Annotated in this window: 13 protein-coding genes; 7 read left to right on the forward strand and 6 right to left on the reverse strand. The window is 36.5% G+C overall.

What is annotated here, in order from left to right; all coding sequences use genetic code 11:
• The first annotated feature begins 444 nt into the window (after positions 1-444).
• The gene (locus H4J67_RS17205; RefSeq protein ID WP_182204465.1) at positions 445-3,360 is read left to right on the forward strand and encodes a UvrD-helicase domain-containing protein; all 2,916 of its coding nucleotides are present in this window, start codon (positions 445-447) and stop codon (positions 3,358-3,360) included.
• A 613-nt stretch (positions 3,361-3,973) separates the two neighbouring features.
• Here the strand turns inward: H4J67_RS17205 and radA are convergent.
• A complete protein-coding gene (radA, locus tag H4J67_RS17210; protein WP_070376542.1) occupies positions 3,974-5,350 on the reverse strand; it encodes a DNA repair protein RadA in 1,377 nt (458 codons plus the stop codon).
• Positions 5,351-5,652: 302 nt separating this feature from the next.
• On the opposite strand from radA, the gene H4J67_RS17215 reads away from it, so the two are divergent.
• Positions 5,653-5,889 carry a hypothetical protein gene (locus H4J67_RS17215; RefSeq protein WP_182170018.1) on the forward strand — a complete coding sequence of 79 codons (237 nt, stop codon included), beginning with the start codon at positions 5,653-5,655 and terminating at the stop codon, positions 5,887-5,889.
• Between the two features lie 177 nt (positions 5,890-6,066).
• Here H4J67_RS17215 and H4J67_RS17220 read toward each other — a convergent pair whose 3' ends face one another.
• Positions 6,067-6,273: a hypothetical protein gene (locus tag H4J67_RS17220; protein ID WP_182170021.1), complete on the reverse strand. Its 207-nt coding sequence runs from the start codon at positions 6,271-6,273 to the stop codon at positions 6,067-6,069.
• A 173-nt stretch (positions 6,274-6,446) separates the two neighbouring features.
• Entirely contained in the window at positions 6,447-7,334 is an 888-nt protein-coding gene (locus H4J67_RS17225; RefSeq protein WP_182170024.1) for a LysR substrate-binding domain-containing protein, read from the reverse strand.
• Between the two features lie 129 nt (positions 7,335-7,463).
• On the opposite strand from H4J67_RS17225, the gene H4J67_RS17230 reads away from it, so the two are divergent.
• The 3 genes from H4J67_RS17230 to H4J67_RS17240 all read left to right on the forward strand — a co-directional run bounded on the left by H4J67_RS17230 (position 7,464) and on the right by H4J67_RS17240 (position 9,716).
• Positions 7,464-7,922: a DoxX family protein gene (locus H4J67_RS17230; protein WP_182170027.1), complete on the forward strand. Its 459-nt coding sequence runs from the start codon at positions 7,464-7,466 to the stop codon at positions 7,920-7,922.
• A 71-nt stretch (positions 7,923-7,993) separates the two neighbouring features.
• The gene (locus tag H4J67_RS17235; RefSeq protein ID WP_182170030.1) at positions 7,994-8,944 is read left to right on the forward strand and encodes a glutathione S-transferase family protein; all 951 of its coding nucleotides are present in this window, start codon (positions 7,994-7,996) and stop codon (positions 8,942-8,944) included.
• Positions 8,945-9,008: 64 nt separating this feature from the next.
• Positions 9,009-9,716: a pirin-like bicupin family protein gene (locus H4J67_RS17240; RefSeq protein ID WP_182204467.1), complete on the forward strand. Its 708-nt coding sequence runs from the start codon at positions 9,009-9,011 to the stop codon at positions 9,714-9,716.
• Between the two features lie 128 nt (positions 9,717-9,844).
• Here the strand turns inward: H4J67_RS17240 and H4J67_RS17245 are convergent, their stop codons facing one another.
• On the reverse strand, positions 9,845-10,162 hold the full coding sequence (locus H4J67_RS17245) for a hypothetical protein (RefSeq protein WP_182170036.1): 318 nt from the start codon (positions 10,160-10,162) through the stop codon (positions 9,845-9,847).
• A 309-nt stretch (positions 10,163-10,471) separates the two neighbouring features.
• Between H4J67_RS17245 and H4J67_RS17250 the strand changes: the two genes are divergently transcribed.
• Positions 10,472-11,140 carry an OmpA family protein gene (locus tag H4J67_RS17250; protein WP_182170039.1) on the forward strand — a complete coding sequence of 223 codons (669 nt, stop codon included), beginning with the start codon at positions 10,472-10,474 and terminating at the stop codon, positions 11,138-11,140.
• Positions 11,141-11,310: 170 nt separating this feature from the next.
• Here H4J67_RS17250 and H4J67_RS17255 read toward each other — a convergent pair whose 3' ends face one another.
• Positions 11,311-12,294 (reverse strand): Gfo/Idh/MocA family protein, encoded by a 984-nt coding sequence (locus H4J67_RS17255; protein WP_182170042.1) that lies wholly within the window; start codon positions 12,292-12,294, stop codon positions 11,311-11,313.
• A gap of 160 nt (positions 12,295-12,454) precedes the next feature.
• On the reverse strand, positions 12,455-13,150 hold the full coding sequence (locus H4J67_RS17260) for an SDR family oxidoreductase (protein WP_182170045.1): 696 nt from the start codon (positions 13,148-13,150) through the stop codon (positions 12,455-12,457).
• A gap of 236 nt (positions 13,151-13,386) precedes the next feature.
• Between H4J67_RS17260 and H4J67_RS17265 the strand changes: the two genes are divergently transcribed.
• Positions 13,387-14,280, forward strand: a complete 894-nt coding sequence (locus H4J67_RS17265) for a LysR substrate-binding domain-containing protein (RefSeq protein ID WP_310650613.1) — start codon at positions 13,387-13,389, stop codon at positions 14,278-14,280.
• Positions 14,281-15,082: the final 802 nt, after the last annotated feature.

Consider the following 15,082-nt stretch of genomic DNA (forward strand, 5'->3'; position numbering starts at 1 on the left):
TTGAACTTAAAGGAAAGTATGTCATTTTTTGTTTTTGATAATGAAAATAAACTTCAAGCTTCTTCATTTTAGAATGAGTGTCTTGTTAATTGTTTTTTGTCTTTGATAATGAAAAAAAGCTTCAAACTACTTCAGTTTATGATGAGTGTCTTGTTATTGTTTCTTCTGTTTAGAATGAGTGTCTTGTTAATTTTCTTGTTAATTTTTGTTAATTGTTTTATCTACTATAAACGGTTCCTAGTGGCCTAAGAAATTATATGGTTAATGGTTAATGGAGAAGGGTCAATAATAAACAGATCAGCGGTATTTTATAAAATTTAAACGCGAGTATTTGTTGAGCGTATATGAGATTTGGTCTGCTGAACACAGAATTACCTTTACACTAGTGGTAGAATTGCAGCTTAGGGTAAGTCGAATTTTTCTATATCTAGGTCTGTGCTGTAAATGAAATGTATATCTTCAAGTGTTTTTGGGCGCTTTATTGGTAAAACTACGAAAATTAATATTACTGAGATCGGCTTATCTATTGATGTTGAAAACACCTTAAGCCAAATTAAATGGCAAGAACTCATAACACCGCCAATGTTTCATATCAGCTTTTTTGGGCACATAATGACACTGCAAACGGCAGATAAAAGTTATGCTTATAGTATGCTTGCCTTCAATGCTAAACGCGAACAGAAGAGTGAGTGTGAGAAACTTTGGGCGTTAGCCAACATTAAGCCAGCTGAGGCCTTATTAACGACCATCAAAAAAATTATTACCACTCGCTACTTACGTCAGTCAAATATTGATGTTATTCAGTCGTTAGTTAATAAAGAACTCAAGCGTTGGTTTCCTTGGATCAATACCAGCAAAGCACTGCCATTGGTTGCTAAGCAGCTGCAGCAGCTGTCGAATTACCACCACTGGCAAGAGCAGGCTATAGACGATTGTCGTGAACGTTATATCAAGCAACAGCTTCAAGCCCACCAAGCCTTTTTTGATCGTGTCGAGACTAATTCTTTAACATTATGTCAACGGCGCGCCTGTATTATCGACAATGATAATAACTTTTTGTTAGCTGGCGCAGGAACAGGTAAAACCAGTGTGATGGTTGGCCGAGCCGGTTATTTACTTAACAGCCAACAAGCGCAGCATAGTGACATTTTATTATTAGCTTATGGTCGAAAAGCGGCTGATGAAATGGATACAAGAATAAAAGAAAAATTATCGACTGATAAAATTAGTGCAACGACCTTTCATCGTTTAGGTCTTAATATTATTGCTCAAGTTGAGGGGAAAAAGCCTAGTTTATCGGTATTCGCCGAAGATGAAAAAGCAAAAGCTAAGTGGATCCAAACGTGTTTTGAAACCTTAATTAATGAGCAAGGCCAATATCGTCAACTTATCATAGAGTATTTCAGTAAATACTATTACGTTGAACGTAATTATTCTGACTTTGAAAGCCTAGGTGAGTATTATCAATATTTAAACGATAATGATATTCGTAGTTTAAAAGGAGATAAAGTTAAAAGTTTTGGTGAGCTCTATATTGCCAATTGGTTATTTAACCACGGAATAGAATATCAGTATGAAGCTAGCTACGTTCATGATGTAAAAACAATCGAGCGCAGACAATACCAACCAGACTTTTTTCTACCTGAACTTAATGTCTATATTGAATATTACGGGGTAGATGAGAACGGGAATACAGCGTCTTACATCAATAAAGATGAATATCACACCTCTATACAGTGGAAACGAGACACCCATAAGAAATTTAACACTCTTTGTCTTGAATTTACCTATGCCCATCATAAAAAAGGGCAATTAATTAGCGCTTTAGAATCATTTTTTAATGATCATCAAGTTAAATTTGAATTACTCCCTGATGAAGCGATACTCGAAAATTTAAAAGAAAGTGGGCGGATAACAACACTTGCCCAAATGTTTTGTCAGCTAGTAGGACTTTATAAAACCGCGTGTTTAGACCATTCGTTAGAAAATAATGTGATCATCAATTCTTCTGACCCAAAGCAGACCACGAAAGCATTAACGTTGCTTAAACCGATTTTAATTGCTTATGATGAACACTTAACATCTCGCGCTGAAATTGATTTTGAAGATATGATTAATAAAGCATTAGGGTATGTGCAAGAGGGGAAATTTAATTCGCCATGGCGTTACATCATGGTCGATGAATTTCAAGATATATCAGAGCCAAGAGCACGGTTAGTTAAAGCCTTACGTGACAATAATAAAGCCTGTTCAGTTTTTGCTGTTGGTGATGATTGGCAGGCGATATATCGCTTTAGTGGCGCTGACATTACCTTAACCACAGGGTTTGCACATTACTTTGGCGTTACCACTCAATCAGCTTTAGACCAAACCTTTCGATTTAATAACCAAATAGGCAAGGTGGCAACAGATTTTATTAGCCAAAATCCAGCACAAATTAAGAAAAAAATAAAATCGTTAAAACAAGTTAAAGCACCTGCAGTTTCATTACTTAAACGGGAGAATGGCGCATTAAACTCTTCAAAAAAAGGTATTGTTGATGAAATGGCCAATGGTGCAATCGATGATGTTTTAGCGGCTATTTCAGCTAAAGCGTGTAAGCCGGTAAGTGTTTATTTATTAGCGCGTTTTTGGTTTCAATTACCAGATAAAGTCGATCTAAATCGATTAAATAATCAATATCCGCTATTAACTATTGGATCTCAATCTTTTCATGCCTCTAAAGGAAAGGAAGCCGATTATGTCATTATTCTCGGACTCAAAAAAGGTGCTCATGGTTTCCCTTCAGAAAAAGTAACGCCAGCATTACTCGACGCCTTACTCGCGAAAAAAGAAGCCTTTGCTTATGCCGAGGAACGACGATTATTTTATGTTGCCCTAACAAGGGCTAAAGATAGGGTTTATGTTATTGCCGATATGACTGAAGCTAGCTTTTTTGTTAAAGAGCTTGCCAGCGATCATAACATCGAACTTGATGAATTTGACAGCACAGCCAGTCAATTATTTATAGATGAGATTAACTGCTTGGTTTGTGAAACAGGCACCTTAAAGAAACGAACAGGGCGCTTTGGCGATTTTTACTCATGTTCACATTTTCCTCGCTGCGAGCATAAAGAGAAATCCTGTGCTAGCTGCCAAAGTCCAATGACACGAAAACGTCACCCAGGTTTTAAGTTCTGTTTGAATGACGCCTGTAAAAGCGTCATACCGACGTGTGAAAAATGTCATGCTGAAATGGTGTTACGCTCAAGTAAAAGTGGTGATTTTTGGGGATGTAAAAACTATAAAGGTAATGAACCAATGAGCTGTAAAAATGGTCTCGATACCGCCAAAATAAAATGGCCAGCATTGGTAAATTAAATAACGCGAAATAGCTATGAACACCTATAGTTTGAAAATATTTTACTATAAATTAGCCAATGAGTTTTGTAGCTGTTAACGAATAAAATAATAAATTTTCATAAGTAAAAGCAATAAGTTATATTTTAGGAACTACTATAATTAGTTGGCAGTTACCAGTTACCAGTTACCAGTTACCAGTTCAAGGATGAATAAATGCGTTTAAAAGGAAAGTTTGTAAAATGGAATACACATAAAGCTGGCCGTTATTGTGCTAGCGAAGATACTTTTTGGGTGAAAAATTAAATAAAAAGTCAGCTAAAAAAGCCAATGAATTCTCTATTTATTTAGCCATCATATTTCTAATAACGATAATAGCCGTTCATAGAGTCCAGTTTGATTCATTAAAATCCTTTTTAATTTAGTACTTTATTAGTTCCAGGATATCTGAAAAGTGATATGTCGCTCTAAATAGCATGATGAAATACTGAAAAATTTCATACTCCAGCCATTGTCATCATCTTAGTTTGTATAAGATGCTGCATCTACTACTCACCACAAAAACAGAGATCAGCAAACTACATTATTAGTTAACTAGGCTGCTGACCTTTATTTTTACATACAAAGACAAGTGTCAGAAAATTTCTAGCACGTCTTTAACATGAGACACGGGTATCAAGGTAACCCCTTTAGTTTCTAAACGTTTATTGTAATTACGTTTGGGTAATATAATAACTTTAAAGTCGTTACGAATCGCTTCTTTGACACGCTCTTCACCTGAAGGTACGGGTCTTACACTGCCGTCTAACCCTATTTCTCCAAAGGCAATAGTATTGACCGAAAACTTATGCTCTCTTGATGACGATATCATTGCGAGGATCAAAGGCAGATCTGAGCCAACATCTTTGGTTAAGTTAACACCTGATACCACGTTTACGTAAATATCATTACCGCCAATATTGACTCCCATACGACTTCTCAATATGGCTAACAGCATTTGCATGCGTTTATAATCAAAGCCGACACCACCTCTAATAGGGTTTTCAGCCTGAGATTCGGTGACCAGCGATTGAATATTGATTAATAAAGTTCTTCCGGTATCGTTTGATGCGTAGGCCATATTCCCACTCGATTCAGCACCATCTTTATCTAAGAAGATGGCCGACGGGTTTACAACATCTTGCATACCTTTGGCTGTCATGGCAAAAGTGGCTATTTCTGTGGTGTCACCAAAGCGGTTTTTAGAGGTTCTAAGCGTTCGGTATTTACTGTCAGCTTCCGGCTCTATTTTACACATACAATCGCCGATGTGCTCAAGTACTCTAGGTCCCGCCATATCTCCGGATTTAGAAACGTGACAAACTAATATTACGGTAACGCCATGCTCTTTCGCTAGTCGGTTAAGCATAGCAGCGGATTCTTTGACTTGAGTAACACCGCCAGGAGAATTGGGCAGTGAACTAATAAATGCCGTCTGGATAGAATCAACAACAAGGAATTTATAACCATCGGTGACCATGACATTACAGATAAGCTCAACGTCACCGGAGTTCATTATGTCAATTTTAGAAATGTCGGCTTGTAGCCTTAAACCGCGGTCTCTTACTTGGCCTTTAGATTCTTCGCCTGAGGTATATAAAGATTTTCCTATTTGACTTAAATGAGCACATGTTTTTAACAATAATGTACTTTTACCCGCACCGGGGTCACCTGCTACAAGAATAACAGAACCTTCAACAATACCACCGCCCAACACTCGATTGAATTCAGAGCTACCAGTGTCAAACCGAGTTAAGTCCATATCAGAGACTTCACTCAACTTATCTATCTTTGCATCTTCTTTAGAATAACCTCGGTGAGCGTTTTTACTTGGTGTACGCTGGGTTATTACCTTGGACTCTTTAAACTCTGTGATGCTGTTCCAAGCTGAACAACTTGAACATTGACCTAACCATCGAGGATGATTTTCACCACACTCAGTGCACACATAAGTTGTTTTATCTTTTGCCATAATATTCTTAATAATTTATTTGTGGGGTTATTATATCGCGCTAGTTATATTGTTTAGCTAGCCAGTTACTTGAATCAATACCATTAATCGACTGACAAGTTTTGAGTATATTCATATCGCTTTCGCACATTTAACCATAAGCTCAGGTAAAGAAGCAAAAATATAGTCTATGTCAAGATAAGTGACTTATTATAGCGCTTTCAATTTAATGTTGTTTGTTAAACCATTGAATAAAAAATCGTTGATTAAAATCTGATAGAAATATCAAAGAACTACTACCTTATTAGGCTAGATTAGCTTGTTTGAAAAAAAATTCACAAGCAGCTGTTGCTTATTGGCAAGAATACTTTTTTGAACATGATATAGATATAGAGTCTAATCGTGAAGCTGCTGCACGAGATTACTACGATTTTGGCACTGCACTTCGACAAGCTGGAGATGAAACTAAGGCCAAAAATATTTGGCAGCATGCATTAGGGTTTCCATCAGATCCAGGGAATCATTACTGGCATGCAGCGATCAATAAAGCACTTGTTTGAAGTTTATAAACTCATTAATGACTGAAAACTATTAATGTAAAGCACACTTGTATCTATTTTTAATATGTTAATTTACAACCTAGCTGGCCAAATAGTCGTCGTTTTTTTCCCTATAATATCTCACTACTAAAGTGAAAAAAACGTACGTTAACCAAGGTCAGATTACTGCATTACACTTTACTTTAAAACTTTATGTATAGCTTCACATAAATTTACTGCGACATAGGCTTCAAAATTTTCGGCTGGATCAAATGAACGTTCATGGGTGATATTAATAGAGGCTAAATGCTTGATTAATATTTTGAGTTTTTCTTCTTTTGATTCTGCAGATTCATTTAAGGTATCGCTGATAGAAAATAGTTGTTCCCAAAGGTTATTATTCATCGAAAGGTCTCTCACACACTTATGCCGTAAATAAAGTTATCGGCAGAAAAAAATTAGCTTTTAAGCTACAAATTGTGGGGCGACTTTAAATGAAATAGATAAAAACGTCTACGCTTGTATTAATGATATTTATATTAATAATTAAGGGCTTAAGGTTAACTATTATTGCTAGTTTATTGTGCTGATAAGAGAGCGATTAATTTCTTTAATCCTTTACCTTTGTTGGTTATTTTCCATGCCATAAATAAGTCTTGCAGTGGGCGCTCTTCTGCTAATTTAATAACCACCAGTTGGCCTGATTCAATATGATGTTGGATGAGGTTTCTGGGTAAGTATCCGATGCCAATCCCTGCAATAATCGCTTCAATTTTTATCGCAATCGAGCTAACAAAAAAATGTTGGCTGCCTTGGATAATATTAACTGACCAAGGGATCTCATGTTGAGCAGAATCATGAACGACGACATTCCTATATTTTGATAAGTGTGCTGATTCAAGCGGCCCTTTAATAAAGGCTAATTGATGTGCTTTGTTAACCACTAAAACATTTTCAGACACTGTAATTTTTATTGCCCTAATACCTTTTTGATTAGGCACAGGTGAAGGAGCGCCAATAACTAAGTCGACTTTGTCTTCAATTAAGGCCTCCCACGTGCCGTTCATTACTTCTTCTCGCACATCAATTTCAATATTTTGATGGGCGAGTAAAAAAGCTTCTATGCCTTTAAAAATAGTTTTTATATCAATAATGGAATCGCAAGCAATACGGATCTTGGGTTCCCAGCCATTAGCAATTGTTTGAGTTTGTTCTGAAAGGGTATTAATGGCCGTTAGTACTTTACGGCCCTCTGATAATAAATGCTTGCCTGCTGGCGTTAACACGGCGCGACGGCCTTGTCGTTGAAAGAGTGTCACGTTTAACTGTTCTTCTAACTTTTGAACGATATAAGAAAGCGCTGAAGGAACTTTATTCAATTGTTCTGCTGCGGCCGCATAAGTGCCACGCGTTTCAATAGCATCTAATACAAGTAATGCTTCAATACTAATAGGTGGCGTTTTCATGGCTATTATCCAGATATTTAATTGTTCAAATTATTTGAACATAACAAACAAATAATAGGGGTTATTCGATATCAACTCAACCTTTACAATAGCTACATATTAAATCATCAGTCATTAAAGAGTATTAAAATGTCATTTATAAATACCATCAATAGTATCACTAAAACTGAACAATCTTTATCAAGCTTACCGCTACGATTAATTGCCGGGTTAATTTTTACCGCTCATGGTGCGCAAAAGTTATTTGCTTGGTTTGGTGGTTATGGATTAGAGGGAACCGGACAGTGGATGCAATCTATAGGGCTTGAGCCGGGTTTCTTTATGGCATTAATGGCGGGTAGTGCTGAGTTTTTTGGTGGCATATTATTATTGATTGGTTTTCTCACTAGACCTGTCAGTTTTGTCTTGGCTATTACCATGATAGTGGCCATCTTTAGTGTTCACATCAGTAATGGCCTGTTTATGAGTAATAACGGTTATGAGTTTGCTTTATCGTTATTAGCGATAACGCTTGCGCTATTTGTGCAAGGTGGCGGAAAATACTCTATTGATCGTCACGTATACCGAAAGCTAATTAAAAATAGGTAACATGTAAGATAGCTAAATTATCTGCCATTAATAGTACTAATGGCTAAATCAATAAATTTAAGGAGTTTGTTATGGGATTAATTGTTAACGGTAAATGGGTCGACCAATGGTACGACACCAATAAAAGTAAAGGGCAGTTTGTTCGTCAAGATAGTCGTTTTAGAAGTCAAATTTCATCAGATGTTAATAGTCAATTTAAACCGGAAGCGGGTCGTTACCATTTATATGTTTCGTTGGCGTGCCCTTGGGCACACAGAACACTAATATTTAGAAAGTTAAAGCAACTTGAAACAATTATTTCAGTGAGTGTTGTTGAAGCTAAAATGATGGAAAATGGTTGGACGTTTGGTGATAAGGGGGATCCGCTTTATCAGTTAGATTATGCTTACCAATTATATTTAAAAGCAGATCCTAGCTATGAAGGACGTGTGACTGTCCCTATTTTATGGGATAAAAAAACTCAGACGATTGTTAGTAATGAATCCATTGAAATCAGTAGAATGTTTAATTCAGCATTCAACGAGTTAACAGGTAATATTGATAATTACTATCCCGTTGAGCAACGAGAAGCCATAGAAACGGTAAATATGCGTATTTATGACACTATTAATAATGGTGTTTACAAAGCAGGTTTTGCGACAACACAAGCGGCTTATAATGACGCATACCACAGCTTATTTGACAGCTTAGATTGGCTAGACGTACTTTTATCAAAACAGCGGTATTTAGTGGCTGACAAAATAACCGAAGCTGATTGGCGTTTGTTCACCACACTGATCCGTTTTGATGCGGTATATCATGGGCACTTTAAGTGCAATCGCCAAAAAATCAGCGAATTTCATCATATTAAGAACTATGTTAATGACCTTTATCAAGTACCTGGCATTAAAGAGACGGTTGACTTGGAATACACTAAGACACATTACTACGCGAGTCATTTAACGATTAATCCAACAGGTATTGTCCCTTTGGGAGCAGCGGAACACTTTGATGCGCCACATGACCGTAATCGTCAATACTAAGGGTTAATAGGTTAAAGGTTTGACTGGTAAATGAAGCTAGATAAATAAATACTGAGGAAATTTGATGATAAAACATTATCTTTATAAAAGCTTAGGTAGCGCTAACCATGGCTGGCTTAAATCTAAACATCATTTTAGCTTTGCTAATTATTACAATCCAAGCCGGATGGGGTTTGGAAAGTTACGTGTTGTTAATGATGATTGGGTTGAACAGGGCATGGGCTTTCCTTCGCACCCACACCGTAATATGGAAATTATCAGTTTTATTCGTTCAGGTGCGCTCACTCATCAAGACAGTACTGGCAATAAAGGCACAACGAAAGCGGGTGAAGTTCAAGTGATGAGTGCAGGTACAGGTATTGTACATTCAGAATATAATCGCACTAAAAATCCATTAACTTTTTATCAAATTTGGATTGAAACTAATAAAATTGATGTGGCACCTCACTGGGAAAGTAAGAAATTTCCTACTGAGCAGCTATCAGCGCTGACATTGTTAGTATCTGGCTACCCAGCAGATAAAAATAAGGCGCTGTTTATTAACCAAGAAACACGCATCTATGGAGGGAAATTAGCGAAAGGAACCGTTATTGAGCATAACATTGACCATCAAGCTTATATATTAGCTTCAGCAGGTATGTTTAAAGTAGAAGATAGCTCAAAAATTATCACCATGAACGCAGGAGATAGTGCTGAAGTCACTCAGTCAAAGACAATTTTACTCAGGGCGTTAATTGACTGTGAAGTGATTATTATCGACACAATTAATTAGCTAAATCCCATAATGTAAACCACGAACGTTCTCTTAAAATCGTATGTTCTGAAGATTTTAAGCGCTGGCGTTCGTGTCTAGCATTAGCTCTTTTATTATCTAGCAATACTTTTATTACTGAAGTAGACCTAATGTATAACGTGTTGCTGCTTGTCCCAACGACTTCCTTGCCAATGAGTAATCGTTCCACAAGCTTGGCAAGTGTCGCAATGCCATTCAATTAGCCCTAAGGTTATAGATTTGGCTTGAATTTCTCCAGTACACGAGAGTTGTTTAGCACGAGTATTACATTTTAAGTTAACGTGAACGAGCGGTTGCTCAATATTTTCAGAAAGGGCTAATACAATTTTACTCAGAAAAACAAAAACTACTTTTGCTTGGTCAGTAAGTTCGAGAACGTTACCCGCTTCGTCAATAAAATGTCTAAAATCTGCTGCTAACGGCATCGGTTTTTCCATAGAATACTCATGCCGCTAAGATATAGTAGTTAACGCTCCTGGTACAACACTTCTCGGTAAATATAACATCAGTAATTAATTTAGGAAGCTTGAATGTTATAAATATTAAGTATAATGTTAGTGTTGTTTTAGATATATGTATTTTCGTTATATATTCAGGCCCGAGTCTCCATCGGGTTTTTTTGTGCCTTAAAATACATAGACGAAAAGCAATAATGGCAAGACTGCCCCTGCAGTAATTTATTAATAGCCCAAGCTTTGTACAATAAGCAATAAGGCCAATAAAGGAAATTCACCATGAAAAAAATAATCACCACCGCATCTGCGATATTATTGCTACAAGCCTGTACAACATTTGATCCCTACACAGGTGAAAGTAAAACCAGTAAAACAGCTATAGGCGCAACGGTGGGCGCAAGCTTAGCAGCAGTTATTGCCTTTATAGACAATAAAGACAAAGACAGTAGAACACGCAACAAACGTATTTTAGCAGCAGCATCAGGTGGCGCCGCAATCGGTGGTGGTATTGGCTACTATATGGACACTCAAGAAGCTAAATTGCGTAAGCAATTGCGCGACAGTGGCGTGAGTATTGTGCGTGATGGCAACAAAATTAACCTTGTTATGCCAGGCAACATTACTTTTGCTTCGAACAGCTCAAACATTAACAGCAATTTTACTAGCGTATTAGATTCTGTTTCTTTGGTGCTTGAAGAATATAATCAAACCATTATTGTTGTTTCTGGTCATACTGACTCTAGTGGCTCTGCCCAGCATAACCAAAAATTGTCTGAAGACCGAGCTGGCTCAGTCGCTAATTATCTTCGTGGACAAAAAATCCTTAGTGACCGTCTAGAAACTGTTGGCTTTGGTGAAACACAACCGGCAGTAACGAACAAAACAGCTGCAGGTCGCGAACTTAACCGTCGTGTTGAAATAACCTTGTTACCGATAGAACAGTCATAAAACGTCAATAAAATAAAGCCATTATCATCGTGTTATATGCATTGATAATGGCTTATTGCTTAAGACGCTTGGCGTTAAACGGGTGATACTATTAACATGACTTTAATAGTGCTAATTATCAACATTTCAAATCAATATCTACAATTAATATCTACAATTAATATCTACAATTAATATTTCAAATCAATAAGTTTTCTAACGCTATCTAAAGTCTCGATAAGCTGGCGACTAAAATTAAAGGTCATGACATGGCTTTCCTTTTTCCCTTGACGTAACAGTTCGTTAAAATGGTTTATTTGGTGATCATAGCCATATGTGTTGCCATTAAAAGAGATAACTTCTTCTTTGGTATCTGTTACTAAAGTGACGGTTGAAGGGCTGTTAAAGCCACTGTTAATTTTAATATTACCTTGTTCACAATAAAACACCGCTTCACTTGGCGTCGACTCCAAGAGTGTCGATTTCAATACGGCTACCGCGTTATTTTTATAGTTAAAGACCATTGAACAGGAAGAGTCTGCGCCATTAGCAAAAAATTTTGCTTCAGCGGTCATGGTCTCTGGCATGCCAAGGGTAGTGAGTGCTGCAAAAATAGGATAAATGCCAATATCTAAAAGACTGCCTCCGCCTAATGATTTCTTAAACAGCCTAGCTTCTTGGTTAAATTCTCTTGCGAAACCAAAATCTGCTTCAACTTTACGTATATTGCCGTAAGTTTTATCAGTCAGTTTATTTAAAACAAAATTATAATGGGGAAGAAAATAGGTCCAGAGCCCTTCCATTAGCAGAGTATTATTTGCCGTTGCTGCATCAATCATGCATTGCACTTCATCTTTATTCATGGCGAAAGGTTTTTCACATAGTACCGCGATACCACGCTCTAAGCACAGCAGCGCATTTTCTTTATGCATTGAATGTGGTGTTGCTATGTAAATAGCGTCAACATTTTTGTCATTCACGAGCGCCTTATAGCTGCTGTAAGCTTTAGTCGCGTGATATTTATCGGCAAAATCATTGGCTTTTTGCTGTGTTCTTGAAGCAACGGCATATAGCTCAGCATCTTTCACCGTTAATAAGTCTGTTGCAAATTTATTGGCTATATTACCTAAGCCGATAATCCCCCAACGTATGTTTCTATTTTTTAGTGATTTCATTAACGATTACTCAAAATAAATTACAAATAAAAAGTACAAATAAAAATTATTTTCTGATTGAGCTAATACTTTTTGTTCCACAGACTAGCTATCTTTAATAAAGCGTCATTAGCCAATCGATACTTAAGCTCGAAACTTAAGCCTGATACTAAGCATAACGTTAACCAACATAATCTTGGGCGGAAAATAAAATACCACTCCCTTGCTCTTTTTCTAATAGTATGGGAATAAGTGCACCGGGCATTACTGAATCGACATCGTTAGGGGCAAAGGAGCCGCCAAGGTCTGTTTTTAACCAACCAGGGTCGAGTAAGTTCATTAATACGTTAGTGCCTAATAGCGTCGGCATCATATCGCGAACATACCTTTCAAGAGCGGCTTTTGAACAACTATATGCCATCAATTCAGGTTGATTACTAATGCCTGAAGAAACATTAACAATACGTCCCCAGTTACGTGCTAGCATCCCTGGAAGAAAAGCATCACATAACTTAGCCGGTGCGATACTATTAACCATAAAACTGTGTAGGTACTCCTCTGCCGTTGGAGCAAAGAGTGGCTGATACGTCGTCATGATTGCTGCATTATTATACAGTATATCTAGGTGGTTATTACTTAAGGCTTTCACTTCAGTAATTAAATTCTCTACTTGAGAGGTTGAATTAAGTTCAGCCGCTACAGCATAAACTTCATGACCCGCTGTAGTTAATTCATTAAGCAAATCTCTAGTACTGGCTAATTGTCGAGAATGAATGATGAGTTTACAGCCTTGTTTAGCCAGCTCTTTAGCAACACGAAGACCGATCCCTCGACTAGCACCTGTTACTAGCGCCCATTTGTTTTCTATATTTAACATTCTTATGCCTATTTTTATTTAAATTGGTTAATCAAATTATTGATTTGTTGTCTTTTGTTTTACCACTTTATGTTGTAATACTTTAGTGACTGCATTAGCGTTTACTGGTGAAATTAATCACAGCCAAGCATAAAGCAGGTAATAACAAGACTTCGTATTTTTCACTAAAAATTTGCAAATGAATATATAACAAAATAAAATTCATTGTTTTATATAACACACAATAAGCGCAAAAGATGATGAATAAAGAGCATAAAAAACTTGAGCGATTAATGTTATTTAGTGAAGTTGCCCGCCATTTAAGCTTTACGGTCGCGGCACAAAATTTACAAATATCAAGAGGGCACCTATCTGCTCAAATTCGTCGATTGGAAAAGGAGATGGGTTTTGCTTTGTTGATCCGATCGACACGGAGTGTTCGCTTAACCGCAGAAGGTGAAAGTGTTTTAACGGGTGTAAATAAAATTCGTCATTCTGTTTTAGAATTAGAACGAAATGCTGGTCATAAAGGCAATGCTATTGAGGGTGTTATAAAAATTACAGCACCAAGCCTCTTTACCAAAAGATTTTTACTCGACATTTTTTCTAAGTTTAGCGCCTTACATCCCGCCATTGAGTTTTCTATCGATACCAGTTACACCCGTTTTGATCTAAATCGTAGTGATTTTGACTTGGCTTTTCGTGCCACTAACTCCCCGCCTTTAAATATGGTTGCAAAAGCTATTTTGCCCTATAAACATTGCTGTTGTGCTTCTGCTGAGTATTTAGATAAATACAGTAAACCAAAGGAGCCTAGCGATTTAAAAACGCACCAATGTTTAAGGGGACAAGAGCAATTAACCTGGTCATTCTTAAACGCTGAGGTGCCCGTAGATGGTTGGTTAAAAATAAACGATAACCATATGCTGAAAACATTAGCATTAAAGGGCGAAGGTATAATTAGGGTACCTGACTATTTAGTCGACCAAGAGATTAAGGAGGGAACGTTAGTGGCTATACTTGAAAGTGAAATGCCAGCAGGGCAGACCATTTTTATGATTTATCCTCAATTAATTCACCAGTCGAATAAACTGAACGCTTTTATTGAATTTACTAAAGAGTATTTTAATAAAATAGCTTTAATGAACTAAATTATTCGCTTTATGGTCCTTGATTCATATGGATAATAATCTAAATTCTACAAGAAGTCTTTACTCTTAACCCTTTTTTTATATGCATAACATAACGTTAAGGTATAATAATATCTAAAGTCGTGGTAACTTTTGACTGTGATTTTTAATATTTATTAGCTAACTTAAATTAAGTACTATTATTAAAAAACCAAACATTATCAAAAGCAAAAAGCTTTAAATATAGGATGATAACAAAAAAAATTCTTGTTATATTTTTATTTTTGCTGTTCTTTTAGTTCTCAATCCGTCGAAAAGTGCTGTTAATGTCTATGTTTATTATCTTAAACCACCGTTTATTACTGACTTGAAAAACGAAAAAAAGCTTTATTATGATGCAAACAGCCATTCCTATTAAAACCAGCTATTTACTGGTCAAATAGTGGTTACCGCATTGGAATTAGGAAAAATTGGCTTCGATGTTGTTAGCCCAAATTGGTTTGAAGATAAAATTATTGGTGTTGATTATGTTAGAGTATTCTTTTATTTGAAATAACAGAATACTTTGTTACATTGCTTAATGTTGCAGTAGAGTTCAATCAACCAGAAATGGCTTATGGGCATTTAGATTTTTCAGTAGCAGGCTATACTTATTTTGATGATGACAAGTTTATTTGCGCTGATTTCTATTAGAAAATGAATTAGTCAAAGGGGTGGCAAAAGGGCGCTTTAAGGTTGCCATTATAGAAGAAAGAGTGGCTCAATATTGGGCTGAAAAACATAAAACATAAAACATAAAACATAAAACATAAAACATAAAACA

This window comes from Colwellia sp. BRX10-4 (assembly GCF_014077465.1).
Taxonomy (GTDB): domain Bacteria; phylum Pseudomonadota; class Gammaproteobacteria; order Enterobacterales; family Alteromonadaceae; genus Colwellia_A.

Coding starts and splice junctions, on each gene's coding strand:
- H4J67_RS17205 (WP_182204465.1), top strand. CDS start 445: ATGAAATGTATATCTTCAAGTGTTTTTGGGCGCTTTATTGGTAAAACT.
- radA (WP_070376542.1), bottom strand. CDS start 5,350: ATGGCAAAAGATAAAACAACTTATGTGTGCACTGAGTGTGGTGAAAAT.
- H4J67_RS17220 (WP_182170021.1), bottom strand. CDS start 6,273: ATGAATAATAACCTTTGGGAACAACTATTTTCTATCAGCGATACCTTA.
- H4J67_RS17225 (WP_182170024.1), bottom strand. CDS start 7,334: ATGAAAACGCCACCTATTAGTATTGAAGCATTACTTGTATTAGATGCT.
- H4J67_RS17230 (WP_182170027.1), top strand. CDS start 7,464: ATGTCATTTATAAATACCATCAATAGTATCACTAAAACTGAACAATCT.
- H4J67_RS17235 (WP_182170030.1), top strand. CDS start 7,994: ATGGGATTAATTGTTAACGGTAAATGGGTCGACCAATGGTACGACACC.
- H4J67_RS17240 (WP_182204467.1), top strand. CDS start 9,009: ATGATAAAACATTATCTTTATAAAAGCTTAGGTAGCGCTAACCATGGC.
- H4J67_RS17245 (WP_182170036.1), bottom strand. CDS start 10,162: ATGCCGTTAGCAGCAGATTTTAGACATTTTATTGACGAAGCGGGTAAC.
- H4J67_RS17250 (WP_182170039.1), top strand. CDS start 10,472: ATGAAAAAAATAATCACCACCGCATCTGCGATATTATTGCTACAAGCC.
- H4J67_RS17255 (WP_182170042.1), bottom strand. CDS start 12,294: ATGAAATCACTAAAAAATAGAAACATACGTTGGGGGATTATCGGCTTA.
- H4J67_RS17260 (WP_182170045.1), bottom strand. CDS start 13,150: ATGTTAAATATAGAAAACAAATGGGCGCTAGTAACAGGTGCTAGTCGA.
- H4J67_RS17265 (WP_310650613.1), top strand. CDS start 13,387: ATGATGAATAAAGAGCATAAAAAACTTGAGCGATTAATGTTATTTAGT.